Source organism: Aliivibrio sp. EL58 (genome assembly GCF_900312675.1).
Lineage (GTDB): Bacteria > Pseudomonadota > Gammaproteobacteria > Enterobacterales > Vibrionaceae > Aliivibrio.
Genome location: NZ_OMPC01000009.1, coordinates 86812 through 104507, shown reverse-complemented (window position 1 = coordinate 104507; position 17696 = coordinate 86812). Strand labels below are relative to the sequence as shown.

At 39.5% G+C, this 17696-nt stretch carries 14 protein-coding genes, 1 tRNA gene and 1 pseudogene; 7 read left to right on the top strand and 9 right to left on the bottom strand.

The window, feature by feature from the left end; genetic code table 11:
• Positions 1-67: 67 nt before the first annotated feature.
• The 3 genes from hflD to norR form a co-directional block, all read right to left on the bottom strand.
• Positions 68-685 carry a high frequency lysogenization protein HflD gene (hflD, locus tag ED622_RS11215; protein WP_045102565.1) on the bottom strand — a complete coding sequence of 206 codons (618 nt, stop codon included), beginning with the start codon at positions 683-685 and terminating at the stop codon, positions 68-70.
• Between the two features lie 12 nt (positions 686-697).
• Positions 698-1822, bottom strand: coding sequence for a tRNA 2-thiouridine(34) synthase MnmA (gene mnmA, locus ED622_RS11210; protein ID WP_045102564.1), 1125 nt, complete (start codon positions 1820-1822; stop codon positions 698-700).
• A 116-nt stretch (positions 1823-1938) separates the two neighbouring features.
• Entirely contained in the window at positions 1939-3477 is a 1539-nt protein-coding gene (gene norR / locus ED622_RS11205) for a nitric oxide reductase transcriptional regulator NorR (RefSeq protein ID WP_122034018.1), read from the bottom strand.
• 187 nt (positions 3478-3664) lie between these two features.
• Here norR and norV point away from each other — a divergent pair, with 187 nt between their 5' ends.
• The 5 genes and pseudogenes from norV (at position 3665) to ED622_RS11180 (ending at position 7872) form a co-directional block, all read left to right on the top strand.
• Positions 3665-5200, top strand: coding sequence for an anaerobic nitric oxide reductase flavorubredoxin (norV, locus tag ED622_RS11200; protein ID WP_122034016.1), 1536 nt, complete (start codon positions 3665-3667; stop codon positions 5198-5200).
• A 14-nt stretch (positions 5201-5214) separates the two neighbouring features.
• A complete protein-coding gene (gene norW / locus ED622_RS11195) occupies positions 5215-6360 on the top strand; it encodes an NADH:flavorubredoxin reductase NorW (protein ID WP_162922546.1) in 1146 nt (381 codons plus the stop codon).
• 13 nt (positions 6361-6373) lie between these two features.
• Positions 6374-7147: a ferredoxin--NADP reductase gene (locus ED622_RS11190; protein WP_122034012.1), complete on the top strand. Its 774-nt coding sequence runs from the start codon at positions 6374-6376 to the stop codon at positions 7145-7147.
• Positions 7148-7202: 55 nt separating this feature from the next.
• Positions 7203-7538: pseudogene (locus ED622_RS11185) on the top strand (DUF1971 domain-containing protein).
• Positions 7539-7599: 61 nt separating this feature from the next.
• Positions 7600-7872 (top strand): hypothetical protein, encoded by a 273-nt coding sequence (locus ED622_RS11180; protein WP_122034009.1) that lies wholly within the window; start codon positions 7600-7602, stop codon positions 7870-7872.
• 115 nt (positions 7873-7987) lie between these two features.
• On the opposite strand, the gene ED622_RS11175 is transcribed toward ED622_RS11180, so the two are convergent.
• Together ED622_RS11175 and ED622_RS11170 are read right to left on the bottom strand one after the other, a co-directional pair.
• Positions 7988-8161 carry a hypothetical protein gene (locus ED622_RS11175; RefSeq protein ID WP_122034007.1) on the bottom strand — a complete coding sequence of 58 codons (174 nt, stop codon included), beginning with the start codon at positions 8159-8161 and terminating at the stop codon, positions 7988-7990.
• A gap of 104 nt (positions 8162-8265) precedes the next feature.
• Complete coding sequence (locus ED622_RS11170; RefSeq protein ID WP_122034005.1) at positions 8266-8886, bottom strand: pseudouridine synthase; 621 nt, start codon at positions 8884-8886, stop codon at positions 8266-8268.
• A 170-nt stretch (positions 8887-9056) separates the two neighbouring features.
• On the opposite strand from ED622_RS11170, the gene ED622_RS11165 reads away from it, so the two are divergent.
• A complete protein-coding gene (locus ED622_RS11165) occupies positions 9057-11285 on the top strand; it encodes an NADP-dependent isocitrate dehydrogenase (RefSeq protein WP_122034002.1) in 2229 nt (742 codons plus the stop codon).
• Between the two features lie 98 nt (positions 11286-11383).
• Here ED622_RS11165 and ED622_RS11160 read toward each other — a convergent pair whose 3' ends face one another.
• The 4 genes from ED622_RS11160 to folD form a co-directional block, all read right to left on the bottom strand.
• Positions 11384-12901 (bottom strand): SpoVR family protein, encoded by a 1518-nt coding sequence (locus ED622_RS11160; RefSeq protein WP_122033999.1) that lies wholly within the window; start codon positions 12899-12901, stop codon positions 11384-11386.
• 9 nt (positions 12902-12910) lie between these two features.
• Positions 12911-14179: a YeaH/YhbH family protein gene (locus ED622_RS11155; RefSeq protein WP_122033996.1), complete on the bottom strand. Its 1269-nt coding sequence runs from the start codon at positions 14177-14179 to the stop codon at positions 12911-12913.
• 127 nt (positions 14180-14306) lie between these two features.
• Positions 14307-16241 (bottom strand): PrkA family serine protein kinase, encoded by a 1935-nt coding sequence (locus ED622_RS11150; RefSeq protein WP_122033992.1) that lies wholly within the window; start codon positions 16239-16241, stop codon positions 14307-14309.
• A 185-nt stretch (positions 16242-16426) separates the two neighbouring features.
• Positions 16427-17284: a bifunctional methylenetetrahydrofolate dehydrogenase/methenyltetrahydrofolate cyclohydrolase FolD gene (gene folD, locus ED622_RS11145; RefSeq protein ID WP_122033989.1), complete on the bottom strand. Its 858-nt coding sequence runs from the start codon at positions 17282-17284 to the stop codon at positions 16427-16429.
• Between the two features lie 264 nt (positions 17285-17548).
• Between folD and ED622_RS11140 the strand changes: the two genes are divergently transcribed.
• Positions 17549-17625 (top strand) — tRNA-Arg (locus ED622_RS11140).
• Positions 17626-17696: the final 71 nt, after the last annotated feature.

Sequence of the window (17696 nt, the reverse complement as noted above, 5' to 3'; positions counted from 1 at the left end):
AATCTCCTAGATATCTATAAAGGTTAAAGGATAAAGCCTACCTGAGATTCAAGTAGGCTTTAATTTTTTAAATTCGAGCTAAAATAATTTTTGCTTGCTCTACCATTTTCTTACGACCAAAAATTAAATGGCGACGTTTGCCACCCGTTTGGCGCCATAATACAGCGGAACGAATACCTGAAAGAAGCAGGGAGCGCACTTTATGCTGTGTCATCGGTTGCTGTAAGATAGATGGTGTACCAGTCACTTGGATGCGAGGGCCCATAGGGCTGATCACATCTAAATAAATGCTGGCAATGTTACTGAGCATTTGTTCATCGTGAATATCAAAATGTTCAAGTTGACGCTCAATAGTGCTAATGCGTTCACCAAGCTTGCTCATACCATCGCGATGGCCTGCAAGTTTGCGCTCTAACGCCATTAAACTGATCAAGTAGCGAGTTAATTCACTGCCTGATGGCGTATTGTCAAAATCTCGAACCAAACATTCTAAACCAATACGTAAGTTCGCTTCATTACCATAAACAGCAAGCGTATTACTTGGATTGATTTCTAATATTGATTGAATAGCAGTATCAAACGCAGCTTGATCACAGTGCCCATCTTTCGCCATTTTTTGTACTAAGCTTGCCGCTTGGCAAATGCCAGCAAATGCAATGGTTCTGTCAAATAAAGTGTTAGCCACGCTCGGAACTCCTTAAATACGCTCTTCGATGATGCCGCCACCTAGGCAAATTTCACCTGAGTAGAAAACAGCAGATTGACCTGGAGTCACTGCGATTTGTGCTTCATCAAAAATCACTTTAATGTTTTCATCATCAATAGGGATGATGGTACAAGGGATATCAGTTTGACGGTAACGTGTTTTCACCGTGCAGCTCAATGGGGCTTTAATCGGAGTGCGATCAACCCAGTGCAGTTGAGAAGCTAATAGGCCTTGAGATTTTAGTAATGGGTGATCTTTACCTTGAACGGCAATTAATACATTACGTTTTAAATCTTTTTCACCAACGAACCATGGGTCTTCGTTACCGCCGCCGCCTTTAGAGCCACCGATGTGTAACCCTTTACGTTGACCTAGAGTGTGGTACATCAAACCTTGGTGTTGACCAATGATGTTACCTTCTGGGGTTTCGATATTACCTGGTTGTGCTGGTAAGTATTTGCCTAAAAATTCAGTGAATTTACGTTCACCAATAAAGCAGATACCAGTAGAATCTTTTTTCTTCGCTGTGATCAAATCTTGCTCTTCAGCAATGCGGCGTACTTCAGGTTTTTCAAGCTCACCAACAGGGAATAGGCTGCGAGATACTTGATCTGAGCTTAATGTGTATAGGAAGTAGCTTTGATCTTTGTTTGAATCTAAACCACGAAGCATTTCTGGTTTTGCACCATTTGCGATTTCTTCTGCGCTTGGGAAAGTACGACGAACGTAGTGGCCCATAGCTATGAAATCTGCATCTAGTACTTCATCAGCAAATTCTAAGAAAGCTTTAAATTTGATTTCTTTATTACATAAAATATCAGGATTTGGCGTACGGCCCGCTTTGTATTCCTCTAAGAAATATTCAAAAACGTTGTCCCAGTATTCAGATGCAAAGTTAATGGTGTGAAGGTGAATACCTAATTTGTCACACACCGCTTGTGCATCGGCTAAATCTTCGGCAGCGGTACAATATTCCTCGTTGTCATCTTCTTCCCAGTTTTTCATGAAAAGACCTTCAACTTGGTATCCTTGTTGCTGAAGTAGATAGGCTGATACTGAAGAATCTACACCACCGGACATACCGACGATGACTTTCTTTTGGCTGTTGTCTGACATTCTTTAACACCACTAATAAAACTTGAGGCAGATTCTAACAGAAAGAATATGCTCAGGACAGATCCGAGAGCAAAATCACATAATTATATCTGCGAAATAAAAATGATTTTTGGGATTTATTCCTTAAGATTTAAACGTTTTGCTAAACGATGTAAATTTCCCGTATCAACTTGTAATGCTCTTGCTGTCGCCGCCCAATTTTGTTGATGTTTTTGATACGTTTTTTGGATTAGTTTGGCTTGAAATTCATCGGTTGCTAAGCGTAATCCTTTATTACATTCCAAACTTACTTCTTCTGTTGATTGTGGTACAGACTCTTTAGTGTCGGTTTCTTTTTGAATAGAAAAATGCGAAGTAGAGAGGGTTAAATCTGAATCAATACTTTGTGCTCTAGATAAAACAGCCGCTCGGCTTATGACGTGTTCTAATTCACGAACATTACCAGGCCAAGGATAAGCATTAAGTACGCTAATGGCCTCTGGGGTAATACGTAGGCTTGATGCTCTTAGTTTTACGCGACTCTTTTCGGCAAAGTAGCCAACTAGAAGAGTAATGTCACTTCCTCGATCTCTCAGTGGAGGCACAAAAATTGGGAAGACACTTAAACGGTGGTACAAGTCAGCTCTAAAATTGCCTTCTTTAACTTCTTCACTTAACGTTTTATTGGTCGCTGCAATAATACGAGTGTTTACTTTAATGTGATTATCATCGCCAATTCGTTGAATATCACCATATTGTAAAACGCGTAATAATTTGGCTTGTAGCGCTAAAGATAACTCACCAATTTCATCTAGAAACAGCGTGCCATTATCGGCGGATTCAAATTTGCCTTTACGGTTACTAATAGCTCCTGTAAACGCCCCTTTTACATGACCAAACAGTTCACTTTCTGCGACAGATTCGGGCAAAGCGGCACAGTTTAAGTAGACTAAGTTTTGATTTGCCCTTGACGATTGCTCATGTAAAGCACTCGCCACTAACTCTTTACCAACCCCTGTTTCTCCTGTGATTAAAACGGATAGCTCGGTATTGGCGACGGCTTTGATATTGGCTTTTAACTCTTTCATCGCTTTTGATTCACCAATCATCTCAACATTGTTCTGCTGCGCGTTTTCAAAGGATGATCCAGTTGATCCCCCTGAAGACTGATTTTCTAATTTTTCCATCAGTAAAGCGGTGTTCAGACTGGTTGCAGCTAAGGCGCTAATGATCCTAAGTTCTTTATTGGTAAAACTATTAAATTGAGCAGGATCGAATGCATCAATAGTTACTGCGCCAATCAATCGTTCATTAACAAGTAAAGGCAGCCCGATACAAGAGTGCACATGAAGGAGTTCTTTTTTATTTTTAATTAATCCGTCATAAGGATCGGGTAAATCACTGTCTGGAGGAAAGCGAACAATATCACCAGCTCGTGCTATGGCTTCTAAACGAGGATGTTGTGAAATAGCAAAACGACGCCCAATCACATCACTGTCTAGGCCGTTGGTTGCTAGTGGTGAGAAGTATTGATTTTTAAATAAGAGTAAAGCAGAAGCGTCACATTTTAACGCATTTCGAATGGTTGATAATAAACGTTCAAAACGGTCTTTACTGTCTAATCCGGACGTTAAATCCAATGCAATTTGAGCCCATTCTTCTTTCATGTTCCTCATTATTCTACCCAACTCTTTAATTGTCAATTTGACTATTGTAGTGTCTTTTTGACAAAAGTAAACAGGTGTCATAATGACAATTACTAAATGCCTTTGTTTATTAATTTCTTTTAAATCAATAAGATAAAAACTGGCACGCTCAATGCTATAGATATTGTAACGCTAATAATTAAATGAGAAAAAAACAATGACTATTCATATTAAAAATAATGTTAACTGGGTTGGCCAACGTGATTGGGAAGTGTCTGACTTCCATGGTACTGAATTTAAAATGACCAAAGGCACAAGCTATAACAGTTATCTTATTCAAGAAGAGAAAACAGTATTAATTGATACGGTGGACCATCGTTTTAGCCACCAGTTTATTCAAAATTTAGAAATGGAAATTGATCTTGCTAGCATCGATTATATTGTAATTAATCATGCTGAAGAAGATCACGCAGGGGCACTTTCTGCGTTAATGGATAAGATCCCGGGTACACCAATTTATTGTACTGAAAACGCGATTGATTCAATTGTTGGTCACCATCATCACCCTGAATGGAATTTTAATCCAATTAAAACGGGCGATGCGTTAGATATAGGTAATGGCAAGCAATTGATTTTTGTTGAAGCGCCAATGCTGCACTGGCCAGACAGCATGATGACGTACTTAACCGGTGATGCAATTTTGTTTAGTAATGATGCATTTGGCCAACACTATTGTGATGAGCGCTTGTTTAATGACGAAGTAGATCAAACGGAATTGATGGATCAATGTTTACGTTACTACGCTAATATCCTTACGCCATTCAGTGCATTAGTAACGGCAAAAATCAAAGAAGTATTAAGCTTTAATTTACCTGTCGATATGATCGCAACTTCTCACGGTTGTGTATGGAGAGATAATCCAACTCAAATCATTCATCAATATTTAGAGTGGGCTGATAATTATCAAGAAGATCGTATTACTATTTTCTACGATTCTATGTCAAACAACACTCGAATGATGGCTGATGCGATTGCTCAAGGTATTCATGATATTGACCCTGCTGTTGCGGTCAAAGTATTCAATGTTTCTCGCCAAGATAAGAATGATATTTTAACCAGTGTTTTCCGCTCAAAAGGGATCCTTGTTGGCTCATCAACCATGAACAATGTGATGATGCCTAAAATTGCGGGCATGTTAGAAGAAATTACAGGCCTTCGATTTAAAGCGAAAAAAGCAGGTGCATTTGGTAGTTACGGTTGGAATGGTGGTGCTGTTGACAGAATTCATTCTCGCTTAACTGATGCTGGTTTTGAAACCGCGGTGGGTTTAAAAGCGAAATGGCGTCCAGATGGTAAAGCAATGCAGTTATGTCGAGAGCATGGGCAATTTATTGCAAAACAGTGGGCACTAAAACCACTAACTACCACGTTTAATACCATTAATGTAGAAAAAAAAGAGCAAACAACAAAAGTCATTGAACCAACGGTGGCTAAAGAAGTAACAGCCCAAGATCCAGTCGTCATGATTGAACCTGCTGTTGAATTAGCGGCAAACGATACAGAAGTCGGAGCTACCGGAGAAAGCAGCGCTTCACAGTGCATGTTATGCACAGTATGTAACTGGGTGTACGATCCTGCTCTTGGTGAGCCAAATCAAGGTGTAGAGCCTAATACTCCTTGGTCAGAAGTACCTGATTACTTCTTATGCCCTGAGTGTCATCTAGGTAAAGACGTATTTGTTGAAATTAAGTAGTTGGAGGATAAATGATGAGTTTACCTATCGTTATTATTGGTAGTGGTTTTGCCTCTTACCAATTAATTAAAACTATTCGTCGAACTAATAGTGATTGTCCGATTCATGTGTTTACGAATGACAGTGGTGATGACTATAACAAGCCAGATTTGAGTCACGTATTTTCAAAGCAACAAAATCCAGAAGATATGATTACATTAACTGGAGGAGCTTTTGCTGAGCAATACAATGTCATTTTACATACGCATGCCTTCGTTGAGTCGATAGATGCTGAGAACCAAGCGATTACTGTAAATGATGAGCAGTATGCTTATGGGAAATTGGTATTAGCAACAGGGTCTCAAACATTTATTCCACCTTTTCACGGTGATGGATGTGAAGAAATCCTGACATTAAATAGCCTAAAAGAGTTTGCTGGTATTCAACAAAAAGTATTGGAGTCTAAAAAAGTACTTGTTGTTGGTGGTGGTTTAATAGGTACAGAGCTCGCAATGGATTTGGCAAATGCAGGGAAAATGGTGACCTTGGTTGAGCCAAATAGTCATCTACTGGCTAATATGATCCCTGACTTTATTTCACTGCCACTTGAAAAAGCATGCAGAGAAAAAGGGGTTACCGTTACTTTGTCGGATTGTGTGCAAGCGGTAAATAAACAAGATAATAGATATCGAGTAACGACAACGAATGGTCAATCGTATTTAGTGGATTGTGTGATATCAGCCGCTGGGCTAAAACCTAATACGCAGCTAGCCATAAAGTCGGACATTATGGTTAATCGAGGGATTGTTGTTGACTCAATACTGCAAACGTCAGCGAATAATGTCTATGCATTAGGTGACTGTGCTGAAATAGAAGGCAAGGTAATGGCATACCTACAACCTATCTTATTGAGTGCGAATGCGTTAGCAAAAACCTTATTAGGAACTGAGACGATACTTGAATTACCAAATATGATGGTGAAGGTGAAAACGCCCCATTATCCAATACAGCTTGCGGGTAATACATCAGTCGACATTGAACGTTGGGCTGTTGATATTGATACGCAAGGGTTATGTGCTAAAGCTTACAATGCCAATAATCAGTTAACTGGATTTGTGGTAACCAATGAATTAGTTAAGAACGCATTTCCTTTATTTAGAGAGATACATAATACGAAATAATGAGAGGTGAGCTATGACAGAAATTCCACATGGATTAATTAAAGGGGTTGTTCTTCGTCGTTATGACTGGACTGATCATTTATTCAGTTTGTTTGTAGAAGCGCCAATTAGTGCTTATCAGGCGGGACAATTTACTAAATTAGCACTACCTGATGGGCATGGTGATTGGGTAAGAAGAGCTTATTCCATAGTGAATAACCCAAAGCAGACGGAAGGGCACCAACAGATGGAATTTCTGATCATTGCAGATGAAAGCGGGGAGTTATCTCCTCGTCTTAAAGCGCTAAATTCTGGTGACGAGATTTTTGTTGGTAAAGAAGCTTCAGGGTTTATGACCATTAATGAAATGCCTCAAGGTGTAGAGGATTTATGGTTATTATCAACAGGTACGGCCATAGGGCCATTTATCTCAATATTAGAAACACCATTACTTGAAACTCGATTTAAAAATATTGTGTTAGTTCATGCAGTAAGAACGCAGTCTGAGTTGATTTATCAAGAGCGGATCCAACAATTAATTAATAGATACAATAAGAGGTTTCATTATGTACCAATTGTTTCTAGAGAACATGTCACCGGAACTTTATGTGGACGAATCCCGACTTTGCTGCTCAGCAGAGAGATCGAGAGTCGTGCCAAATGCCAGCTTAGTAAAACGCGTAGTTTCTTATACATCTGCGGCAACCCTAACATGGTTAAAGACACATCTGATGCGCTAAAAGAGTTAGGTTTTAACAAACATCTTCGTCGTAAAGCAGGGCAGTTTAGTTCTGAAAACTATTGGTAAGAACCGATAAATATATGATGACGAAAGAATAAAAAATTTATTTGGAGAGATTATTATGAGCCATTTACGTATCCCAAAAAATTGGAAAATCCAACGTTCTACCCCATTTTTCACGAAAGATAATGTACCTGAGGCACTATTATCGCATCATCATACAGCGGCTGATGTTTTTGGTTAGTTATGTGTAATGGAAGGTGTGGTCACTTATTATGGCTTTGCAGATTCAGAAGCGACAGAGCCTGAAGTTAAAGTCGTTATTAACGCAGGGCAATTTGCAACAAGCCCTCCTCAGTACTGGCATCGAGTTGAGTTGAGTGATGATGCTCAATTCAATATTAATTTTTGGTCAGATCAAGATAAGACCGGTAAGAAAATGTTCAATGCTAAATAATTTACGCCTCTTTACTTTGCATTTATGGCATAGTAGGCGAAATTATTGAGTGAGAAGTAAGATGACAGATCAACAAGACGATTTCATGACTGAAGAAACATTGATTGAGACCGTAAAAAATCAAATTGAAGATGGCAGCCCAGTTGCAGTAAAAGAGACATTAATGCGCTTGGTAATGACAGGTAACTCACGCGAAGATGCGATTGAAATGATGGCGTGTGCGTTGGCTGTTGAAGTTTTTGATGTGATGAAAAATGGCGCAGAATTTAATCAAAAACGCTATAAAGAAAATCTAGAATCATTACCAGATATGAGCTTTATGGGTGATGAATAAACTCAATACAAAAGGGCAGTAAACTGTCTTTTTGATGTTGAAATTAAGGCCTGATAGTAGTGATTCTATCAGGCCTTTTTATTGGCTTAATAAGTTTGTTCTGGGCTTAGCCTAATTAATTAGCACAGCCAATTTCACCTGTTAGCATACAGTTTTGTTGTTGTTTTTCTTGGTTCTTATAATGCTCGTTAGTCAGTTCAGTAGAGTTTATATCTGCTCTATCTGCTGGAGCACAGGCAGATAATAATAGTACGCTAGCAATCCCTGCTACCTTAATGATTACATTCATTTTTATTCCTTCATAACTTCATCGTCTTTTCTTGAGTCTAAGTGAAAAAGGACTAAACGTGTAGCGCTTTTTTAACTTATTATTTACATTGTTTATTGCTGTGACTATAGACTGACTTCTTTCCATTCACCGTGAGGGACATCTTTTATAGTCCAATAGCCCATTGAGTAACGAATTAAACGTAACGTTGGGAAGCCAATATGTGCCGTCATGCGTCGAACTTGACGATTACGGCCTTCAATAATCGTTATCGCAATCCAAGTGGTTGGAATGGCAGCTCGGAATCGAACCGGAGGATTACGCTCCCATAAATCAGGTTCTGTCATCATTTCTACTTTTGCTGGCAGTGTCATTCCATCTTTTAATTCTACGCCTTGGCGAAGTTTTTCTAAATCTTCTTCGGTTGGAGCACCTTCAACTTGTACCCAATAGGTTTTTGGTGATTTCGATTCTGGCTGAGTTAATCGTGCTTGCAAGACACCATCATTGGTCAAGATTAATAACCCTTCGCTATCGCGATCAAGGCGACCAGCGGCGTAAACATCTTTTACTGAAATAAAATCTGCGAGCGTCTGGCGATGTTGGTCATCAGTAAATTGACTCAATACATCAAAAGGTTTATTAAAGATAAGGACTTTACGATCTTTTGGTGCAGGGCGTGGCTTTTGAATCGCTTTTTTCTTAAAGGCCGGTTTTTTCCAATTAGGGGAACGCTTGAATGTCATGTTAACTACCTTGCAAAATTGTAAAGCTTTTGTGGTGTTTAGTTTTAAAGTTCATCGCTTTTCGCTATAGTACGCGCGTGAAACAAGAGACTAATAAAAATAAAGTCGGTAAATTACAAAGCCTATTATACGTTTTGTTACGGGTTTTGTAGATTAAATAGGGAAATTAAATGACAACGCAAAAATCTAAGATTATCTATACTATCACTGATGAAGCGCCAGCACTGGCGACGCATTCACTTCTTCCAATTATTCAAGCATTTGCAGCGTCATCGGATATTGACGTTGATACACGTGACATCTCACTTGCTGGTCGTGTAATTGCAAACTTTCCTGAGTACTTAACAGAAGAACAACGCATTAGTGATGCATTAGCAGAGCTTGGCGAACTAGCAAAAACGCCAGAAGCCAATATCATTAAACTTCCAAATATCAGTGCGTCAATTCCTCAGCTTCATGCGGTAATTAAAGAGCTTCAAGCAAAAGGCTATGCTCTACCTAACTACCCAGAAGAAGCAAAAACAGATGAAGAAAAAGCCGTTAAAGCGGTTTATGACAAGATTAAAGGCTCAGCGGTAAACCCAGTTCTTCGTGAAGGTAACTCTGATCGTCGTGCGCCTGGTGCAGTTAAGCAATACGCTCGTAATAACCCGCACTCAATGGGTGCTTGGTCTGCTGATTCCAAGTCACACGTTGCAAGTATGAGTGAAGGCGATTTTTACTCAAGTGAACAATCAGTAACGATTGATGGTGCAACAAATGTGAGTATTGAATTTGTTGCTAACAATGGTGCAGTGACGGTTCTTAAAGAAGGTTTGGCACTGAAAGATAAAGAGATCATTGATGGTTCTTGTCTGAGCAAAAAAGCATTAGTTGAATTTTTTGACGCTGAAATCAAAAAAGCGAAAGAAGAAGATGTTCTGCTTTCTTTGCATATGAAAGCTACCATGATGAAAGTATCAGATCCTGTTATTTTTGGTCATGCCGTAAAAGTGTTCTATAAAGAGGTGTTTGCAAAACATGCAGCAACCTTTGAAAAGCTAGGTGTTGATGCAAACAATGGTGTAGGTGATGTTTACACTAAAATCGCCTCATTGCCAGAAGCTGAAAAAGCAGCGATTGAAGCTGATCTTGCGGCTGTTTACGAATACCAACCTGAACTTGCTATGGTGGACTCAGATCGCGGTATTACAAACCTTCACGTGCCAAGTGACGTGATTATCGATGCATCTATGCCTGCTGCACTACGTACTTCTGGTCGTATGTGGGGTCCTGATGGCCAACTAAAAGACACTAAAGCGATGATCCCAGATCGTTGTTATGCGGGTGTTTATCAATCAGTGATTGAATTCTGTAAAGCAAACGGTGCATTTGATCCAACAACGATGGGTTCTGTGCCAAACGTAGGCTTGATGGCTCAAAAAGCAGAAGAATATGGTTCTCACGATAAGACGTTCATTCTTTCTGAAGCAGGAACGGTACGAGTGATTGATGGAGCGGGTTCTGCTCTAATTGAACATTCTGTGGGTGAAGGCGATATCTGGCGTATGTGTCAGGCGAAAGATGCTCCAATTCAAGATTGGGTTAAATTAGCAGTAAACCGTGCTCGTGCAACAGGTACTCCTGCTATTTTCTGGCTTGATGCAAATCGTGCTCATGATGCTGAGTTGATTAAAAAGGTAAATACTTACCTTGCCGATCACGATACAGCAGGTCTTGATATTCAAATCCTATCTCCTGTTGAAGCCACTGAATATACGTTAGCGCGTATTATCAAAGGTGAAGATACTATCTCTGTAACGGGTAATGTACTGCGTGATTACCTAACGGATCTATTCCCAATTCTAGAGCTTGGTACCTCAGCGAAAATGTTGTCTATTGTTCCTCTTATGAATGGTGGTGGCCTGTTTGAAACGGGTGCGGGCGGTTCTGCTCCAAAACACGTGCAACAGTTTGAAAAAGAAAACCATTTACGTTGGGATTCTTTAGGTGAGTTCTTAGCGCTTGCTGCTTCATTTGAGCACTTAAGTGTGACAACGGGTAATGCAAAAGCACAAATTCTTGCAGATACGTTAGATGCTGCAACGTCTAAGTTCCTTGAAACAAATAAATCACCATCACGTCGTGTCGGTGAGTTAGATAACCGTGGTAGCCACTTCTATCTAGCAATGTATTGGGCTCAAGAGCTAGCAGTACAAACAAAAGATGCAGAGCTTCAAGCTTACTTTGGTTCATTAGCTGAAACATTAACGTCTAATGAAACTAAGATTGTTGATGAGCTAAATGCAGCACAAGGTGTGGTTGGCGATGTGGGTGGTTACTTCCAGCCTGTTGTTGAGCTTGCTGCGAAAGAAATGCGTCCAAGTGCTACATTAAATGCAGCACTAGCGTCACTATAATTTATCGATTACTTATAATAGTTGTTAGATAAAATAAAGCCTTGAGGTAGCGATATCTCAAGGCTTTTTCTATTTAATGGCGGTTAGAATAAAAGAAGTTAAATATTGGTATTGTAATAATTACGCTTAGGGCAAGAAGAGATAATCTCTGCTCGATTAAATGAAATAACCTCTTCAAGAATCACATCAAATCCCCATAGACGATGAAGGTGTTTCATGACTTCGTCATGGCCTTTATCTAAAGGAATGCGATTATGTGGAATATGACGAAGAACTAAAGAGCGATCTCCTCGAACATCGACATTCCATACTTGAATATTAGGTTCAAGGTTACTTAAGTTATATTGAGCTGCTAGCTTTTCTCTTATTTCCCGATAACCTGTTTCATCGTGAATTGCATTAACTTCAATATGCTTATTTTTATCATTATCTAAAATGGAAAATAGCTTAAATTCACGTATGAGTTTAGGCGATAAATATTGGCTAATAAAACTCTCATCTTTGAAGTTATGCATTGCAAAATGTACGGCATCGAGCCAATCACTACCTGCTAAATCAGGAAACCACTCTTTGTCTTCCTCGGTGGGTTCTTCACATATCCGGCGAATATCTTGGAACATAGCAAAGCCAAGAGCGTAAGGGTTTATCCCGTTATAATAAGGACTGTTATAGGCAGGTTGAGCAACCACATTAGTATGGCTATGTAAGAACTCTAGAATAAACTTTTCTGAGACTAGGCCTTCATCATAAAGGTGATTTAAGATGGTGTAATGCCAAAATGTTGCCCAGCCTTCATTCATGACTTGAGTTTGTTTTTGTGGGTAAAAATATTGGCTGATTTTTCTGATAATTCGAACCACTTCTCGTTGCCATGACTCTAATAACGGCGCGTGTTTTTCTATAAAATAAAGAATGTTTTCTTGAGGCTCTGAGGGAAAACGTATTTTTTCTTCACTATTTTCTTCTTTTGCTTTTGGCACGGTTCGCCATAAGTCATTCACTTGAGATTGAAGATAGGCTTCTCTGTCTTCTTGGCGGATTTTCTCTTCTGCGATTGAGATTTTCTCTGGGCGTTTATATCTGTCTACCCCGTAGTTCATTAAGGCATGGCAAGAATCGAGGATCTTTTCTACCTCATCAACTCCATACTTTTCTTCACATTGAGTAAGGTATTGTTGAGCAAAAAGTAAATAATCGACAATTGAACTCGCATCAGTCCATGTTTGAAATAGATAATTACCTTTAAAAAAAGAGTTATGCCCATAGCAGGCGTGAGCCATGACTAAGGCTTGCATTGTGATGGTATTTTCTTCCATTAAATAAGCAATACATGGTGAGGAATTGATCACTATTTCATAGGCTAATCCCATCTGGCCATGTTTGTAGTTTTGTTCTGTTTGAATGAATTTTTTACCAAAAGACCAGTGGTGGTAGTTAATCGGCATACCGACACTAGAATAAGCATCCATCATTTGCTCTGCGGTAATAATCTCAATCTGGTTGGGATAAGTATCTAGGCGATAAAATTCTGCGACCTTTTTTATCTCAACATGATATTGCTCTAGCATTTGAAAGGTCCAATCTGGCCCATCAGGTAGCATTTTTTTGTTCTTCATCCTTGCCTCCTAAGCCAGCTGTTTTTTAAATAATTCTCTAAAAATAGGGTAGATGTCTTCAAGCGAACGAATGTTTTTCATCGCAAAGTTATCAAATCCTTGTGCTAGCTTTTCGTACTCAGTCCATAATGTTTGGTGGTGACGTTTGGTTATTTCAATGTAAGAGTAGTACTGGCAATATGGAAGAATTGAAGCCGTGAGTAACTCTTTACATTTTGGTGAATCATCTGCCCAGTTATCGCCATCAGACGCTTGAGCTGCATAGATGTTCCATTCATTAACCGGAAATCGCTCTACTATGACTTCTTTCATTAATCTTAGGGCACTAGAAACCATGGTTCCGCCCGTTTCTTGAGAATAGAAAAAGTCGTGTTCGTTAACTTCTTTTGCTTGAGTGTGGTGGCGAATAAAAACGACTTCGACGTTTTCATAAGTGCGAGTAAGAAATAGATAAAGTAGAACATAAAAGCGTTTTGCTATGTCTTTGGTTGCTTGGTCCATTGAGCCTGAGACATCCATTAAACAAAACATGACAGCTTGACTTGATGGAATCGGGGTTCGTTCGTAGTTTTTATAGCGTAGATCGAAAGAATCAATGTAAGGGACGTGTTTAATCTTTTCTCGTAGCTCTTCTATTTCTTCTTTCATTTTACGAACAGCAAGTGGGTGAGCGGGTTCACTGTTTTTTACCTGTTCTAATTCTTGCTCAAGCTCGCTCAGTAAGCGCTTTTTGCCTGCGGTCATGGCGGTTCGGCGAGCCAGTGATTGCTGCAATGAGCGAACGATATCAATATTGGATGGGATCCCTGCGGTTTGATAGCCCGCTCGGTGGGTTTCCCATTCGGTGATCTTTTGGACTTGATTTTTTTCTAAATTAGGAAGCTCAAGCTCTTCAAATAGAATATCTAAATACTCATCTTTTGAGATCTGAAAGCTAAACTCATCTTCTCCCTCACCATCAGCACTCGCGTCTCCTGCGCCTGAACCACCACCTGCTCCCCCTTGTGGACGGTCAATTTTATCGCCTTTGATGAATTGGTCATTACCGGGAAGAACACGCTCGCGAATACCCCCTTGGCCTTGATGAAAAACAGGCTCGGAAATGTCTCCTTTTGGAATCGAAATGCTTTCACCACCCTCAGTATTAGTGACTGAACGTTGATTTACGGCATCAGAGACTGCACGTTTAATTTGATCTTTATGGCGACGAATAAAGCGTTGTCTGTTGACCGTGCTTTTCTTTTTGCCATTCAACCTTCGGTCAATAAATTGAGCCATAATATTGCCCTCCTAATTCATACCACCTTGATAAAGTATTCTGCCTACTTATATAGACAGTAATTTAATCAAAATGTTACTGGGTCAGCCCATAATTGATTATGGGCTGCAACGTCCTGTTGTTTACTTATGAAGATTTTCGAACACGTAAGTACCACTCTGCTAATAGACGGACTTGCTTTTTGGTGTAGCCTTTTTCCATCATACGAGCAACGAAGTTATCGTGTTTTTTCTGATCGTCAGTTGACGTTTTTCCATTGAAAGAGATCACTGGAAGTAAATCTTCAGTATTGGAGAACATTTTTTTCTCGATAACGACACGAAGTTTTTCGTAACTTGTCCAATTTGGATTTTGGCCATTGTTATTTGCCTTCGCTCTTAGAACAAAGTTAACAATTTCATTTCGAAAATCTTTCGGGTTACTGATCCCTGCGGTTTTTTCAATTTTTTCTAATTCATCATTGAGGGCAGAGCGATCAAACAATTGTCCGGTTTCTGGATCTCTATATTCTTGATCTTGAATCCAAAAATCGGCATAGGTGACATAGCGATCAAAGATATTTTGACCATACTCTGAATACGACTCTAAATAAGCGGTTTGGATTTCTTTTCCAATAAATTCGACATATTTAGGGACTAAGAAGCCTTTGACGAATTCGGTATATTTATCGGCAATATCTTGAGCAAATTGTTCTCGTTCGATCTGTTGTTCAATAACATAGAATAGATGAACAGGGTTGGCGGCAACTTCGGTTTGGTCAAAGTTAAATACACGAGATAGAATTTTAAAAGCGAACCGTGTTGAAAGCCCTGACATGCCTTCATCGACTCCTGCAAAATCACGATACTCTTGATAGCTTTTGGCTTTTGGATCGGTGTCTTTAAGTGTTTCACCATCATAAACGCGCATTTTTGAGAACAGAGATGAGTTCTCAGGATCTTTTAGGCGCGAAAGTATCGAGAATTGAGCCAAAATATCTAAGGTACTTGGAGAACAAGGCGCATGAAATAGATCACTGTGTTCCAATAGCTTTTGATAGATTTTGACTTCTTCAGATACTCGTAAACAATAAGGAACTTTAACTATGTATACCCTATCTAGAAAGGCCTCATTGTTTTTGTTGTTTCTGAACGTTTGCCATTCTGATTCATTTGAGTGAGCCAAAATCATGCCATCAAATGGTAGGGCGGATAAGCCTTCTGTCCCATTAAAGTTGCCTTCTTGAGTTGCAGTTAGAAGAGGGTGGAGTACTTTAATTGGTGCTTTGAACATCTCTACAAATTCCATCAAGCCTTGATTGGCTTTACAGAGTGATCCTGAATAGCTGTAAGCATCGGGATCATCTTGGGCAAAATGCTCTAACTGACGAATATCAACTTTCCCAACTAATGATGAAATATCTTGGTTATTCTCATCACCGGGTTCGGTTTTGGCGATACCGATCTGCTCAAGAATTGAGGGGTGAACTTTAATGACTTTAAATTTAGTGATATCACCACCAAATTCATTTAATCGTTTTGCGGCCCAAGGGGACATTATTGAACGAAGGTTACGAGGTTCAATACCATATTCTTTTTTTAGCAGTTCGCCATCTTCTGTTACGTCAAATAAACAGAAGGGATGGTCATTGACGGGACTTCTTTCGCCATTCGCGCTTAGAATATAGATAGGTAATTTTTGCATTAAGCTTTTTAGCTTTTCTGCTAATGATGATTTACCGCCACCTACTGGGCCTAATAGGTAAAGCACTTGTTTACGTTCTTCGAGACCTTGAGCTGCATGTTTTAGGTAAGAAATAATTTGTTCAATAGGCTCTTCCATACCGTAGAAGTCTTTAAATGTCTCATAGCGAGAGATCACACGGTTGGAAAATATACGGCTAAGTTGAGGGTCAAGAGCAGTATCGATAACTTCAGGTTCCCCAATAGCCATGAGAAGTCTTTCTGCTGCATTGGCATAAGCACTTTTGTCATTACTACATAAGGACAAGAAATCTTGCAGTGAAATCTCTTCATCTTTTGCCGCTTCATAACGGGCTTGATAGTGGTCAAAAATACTCATATCCATTTCCTCTTGTCATCCGTTTTTTTTATTAAGCATCTTAAGGTTAGTTACTAAACCCTTATTTTGTCCAAGAAAAAACTGAAAATAGGATGAAATTTAATCAAGAAGTGTGGCAGTGCGCAGATATAAAAAAAGCGAGCCTAATAAAGCTCGCTAATTGATATTTTAGTTAATAGTTTATGTTATTTGCTGTGGTATTGCTCACAAGCTAATAAGGTATTTTCGATCAAACTAGCCACTGTCATTGGGCCAACGCCACCAGGAACTGGGGTGATGTAACTTGCTTTTGTTTTTGCTACATCGTATTCAACATCACCAATTAATTTACCTGAATCTAAGCGATTGATGCCTACATCGACCACGACAGCGCCTTCTTTAATCCACTCTCCTGGAATGAAGTTTGGTTTACCAACGGCAACCACAACAAGGTCGGCTTGACGAATATGGTGTTCAAGATCTTTAGTGAATCGGTGACAAGTTGTAGTAGTACAACCAGCAAGCAGCAATTCAAGTGTCATTGGGCGACCAACGATGTTTGATGCTCCAACCACAACTGCGTGCATTCCACGCACTTGAATATTGTAACGATCAAGCAGAGTGATAATACCTTTTGGGGTACATGAACGTAACTTTGGAATACGTTGAGAAAGACGACCTACGTTGTATGGGTGGAAGCCATCGACGTCTTTTTCTGGGTCAATGCGCTCTAAAATTTTAGTGCTGTCCATTCCTGCAGGAAGAGGGAGTTGAACTAAAATACCATCAATTTCAGCATCTTGATTTAATGTATCAATAATAGACAGCAATTCAGCTTCTGTCGTTGTTGTTGGTAAATCATAAGATTTTGAAATAAAGCCGACTTCTTCACAAGCTCGACGTTTACTTCCAACATAAACTTGAGAGGCAGGATCTTGTCCTACTAATACCACGGCTAGCCCTGGAGCACGTAATCCGGCTTCTACGCGAGCTTTAACACGAGCCCCAACTTCTGAGCGAACAGTTTGGGAGATAAGTTTTCCATCGATAATTTGAGCGGTCATAATAATCCTATACAAGGGCTTTGACTGATTGACGTGCGTATTGTCTCAGAATTAAATAGTAATAGCTAGACGCAAACGATTGCTTTCTCCGTTTGTGAAGTTTTAAAAATAGCAGCACCCATAAATATGTTATTGAGTATGAAGTTAAAAGCCTATATTTAATCAAACAATAGCCAATCTGCTTTATTTTTCAGCATTCAGTAAGATAATGATAAGAAAAGGATTGATCTGTTTTCGTATATTCGTATAATCCTACCCCATAGAGCGCCCTTAGCTCAGCTGGATAGAGCACCTCCCTTCTAAGGAGGTGGTCGAAGGTTCGAATCCTTCAGGGCGTACCAAATTGGAAAAGCCGCATTAACCTCATGGTTAGTGCGGCTTTTTTCATTTCTGTCATATCATATCTCAATAT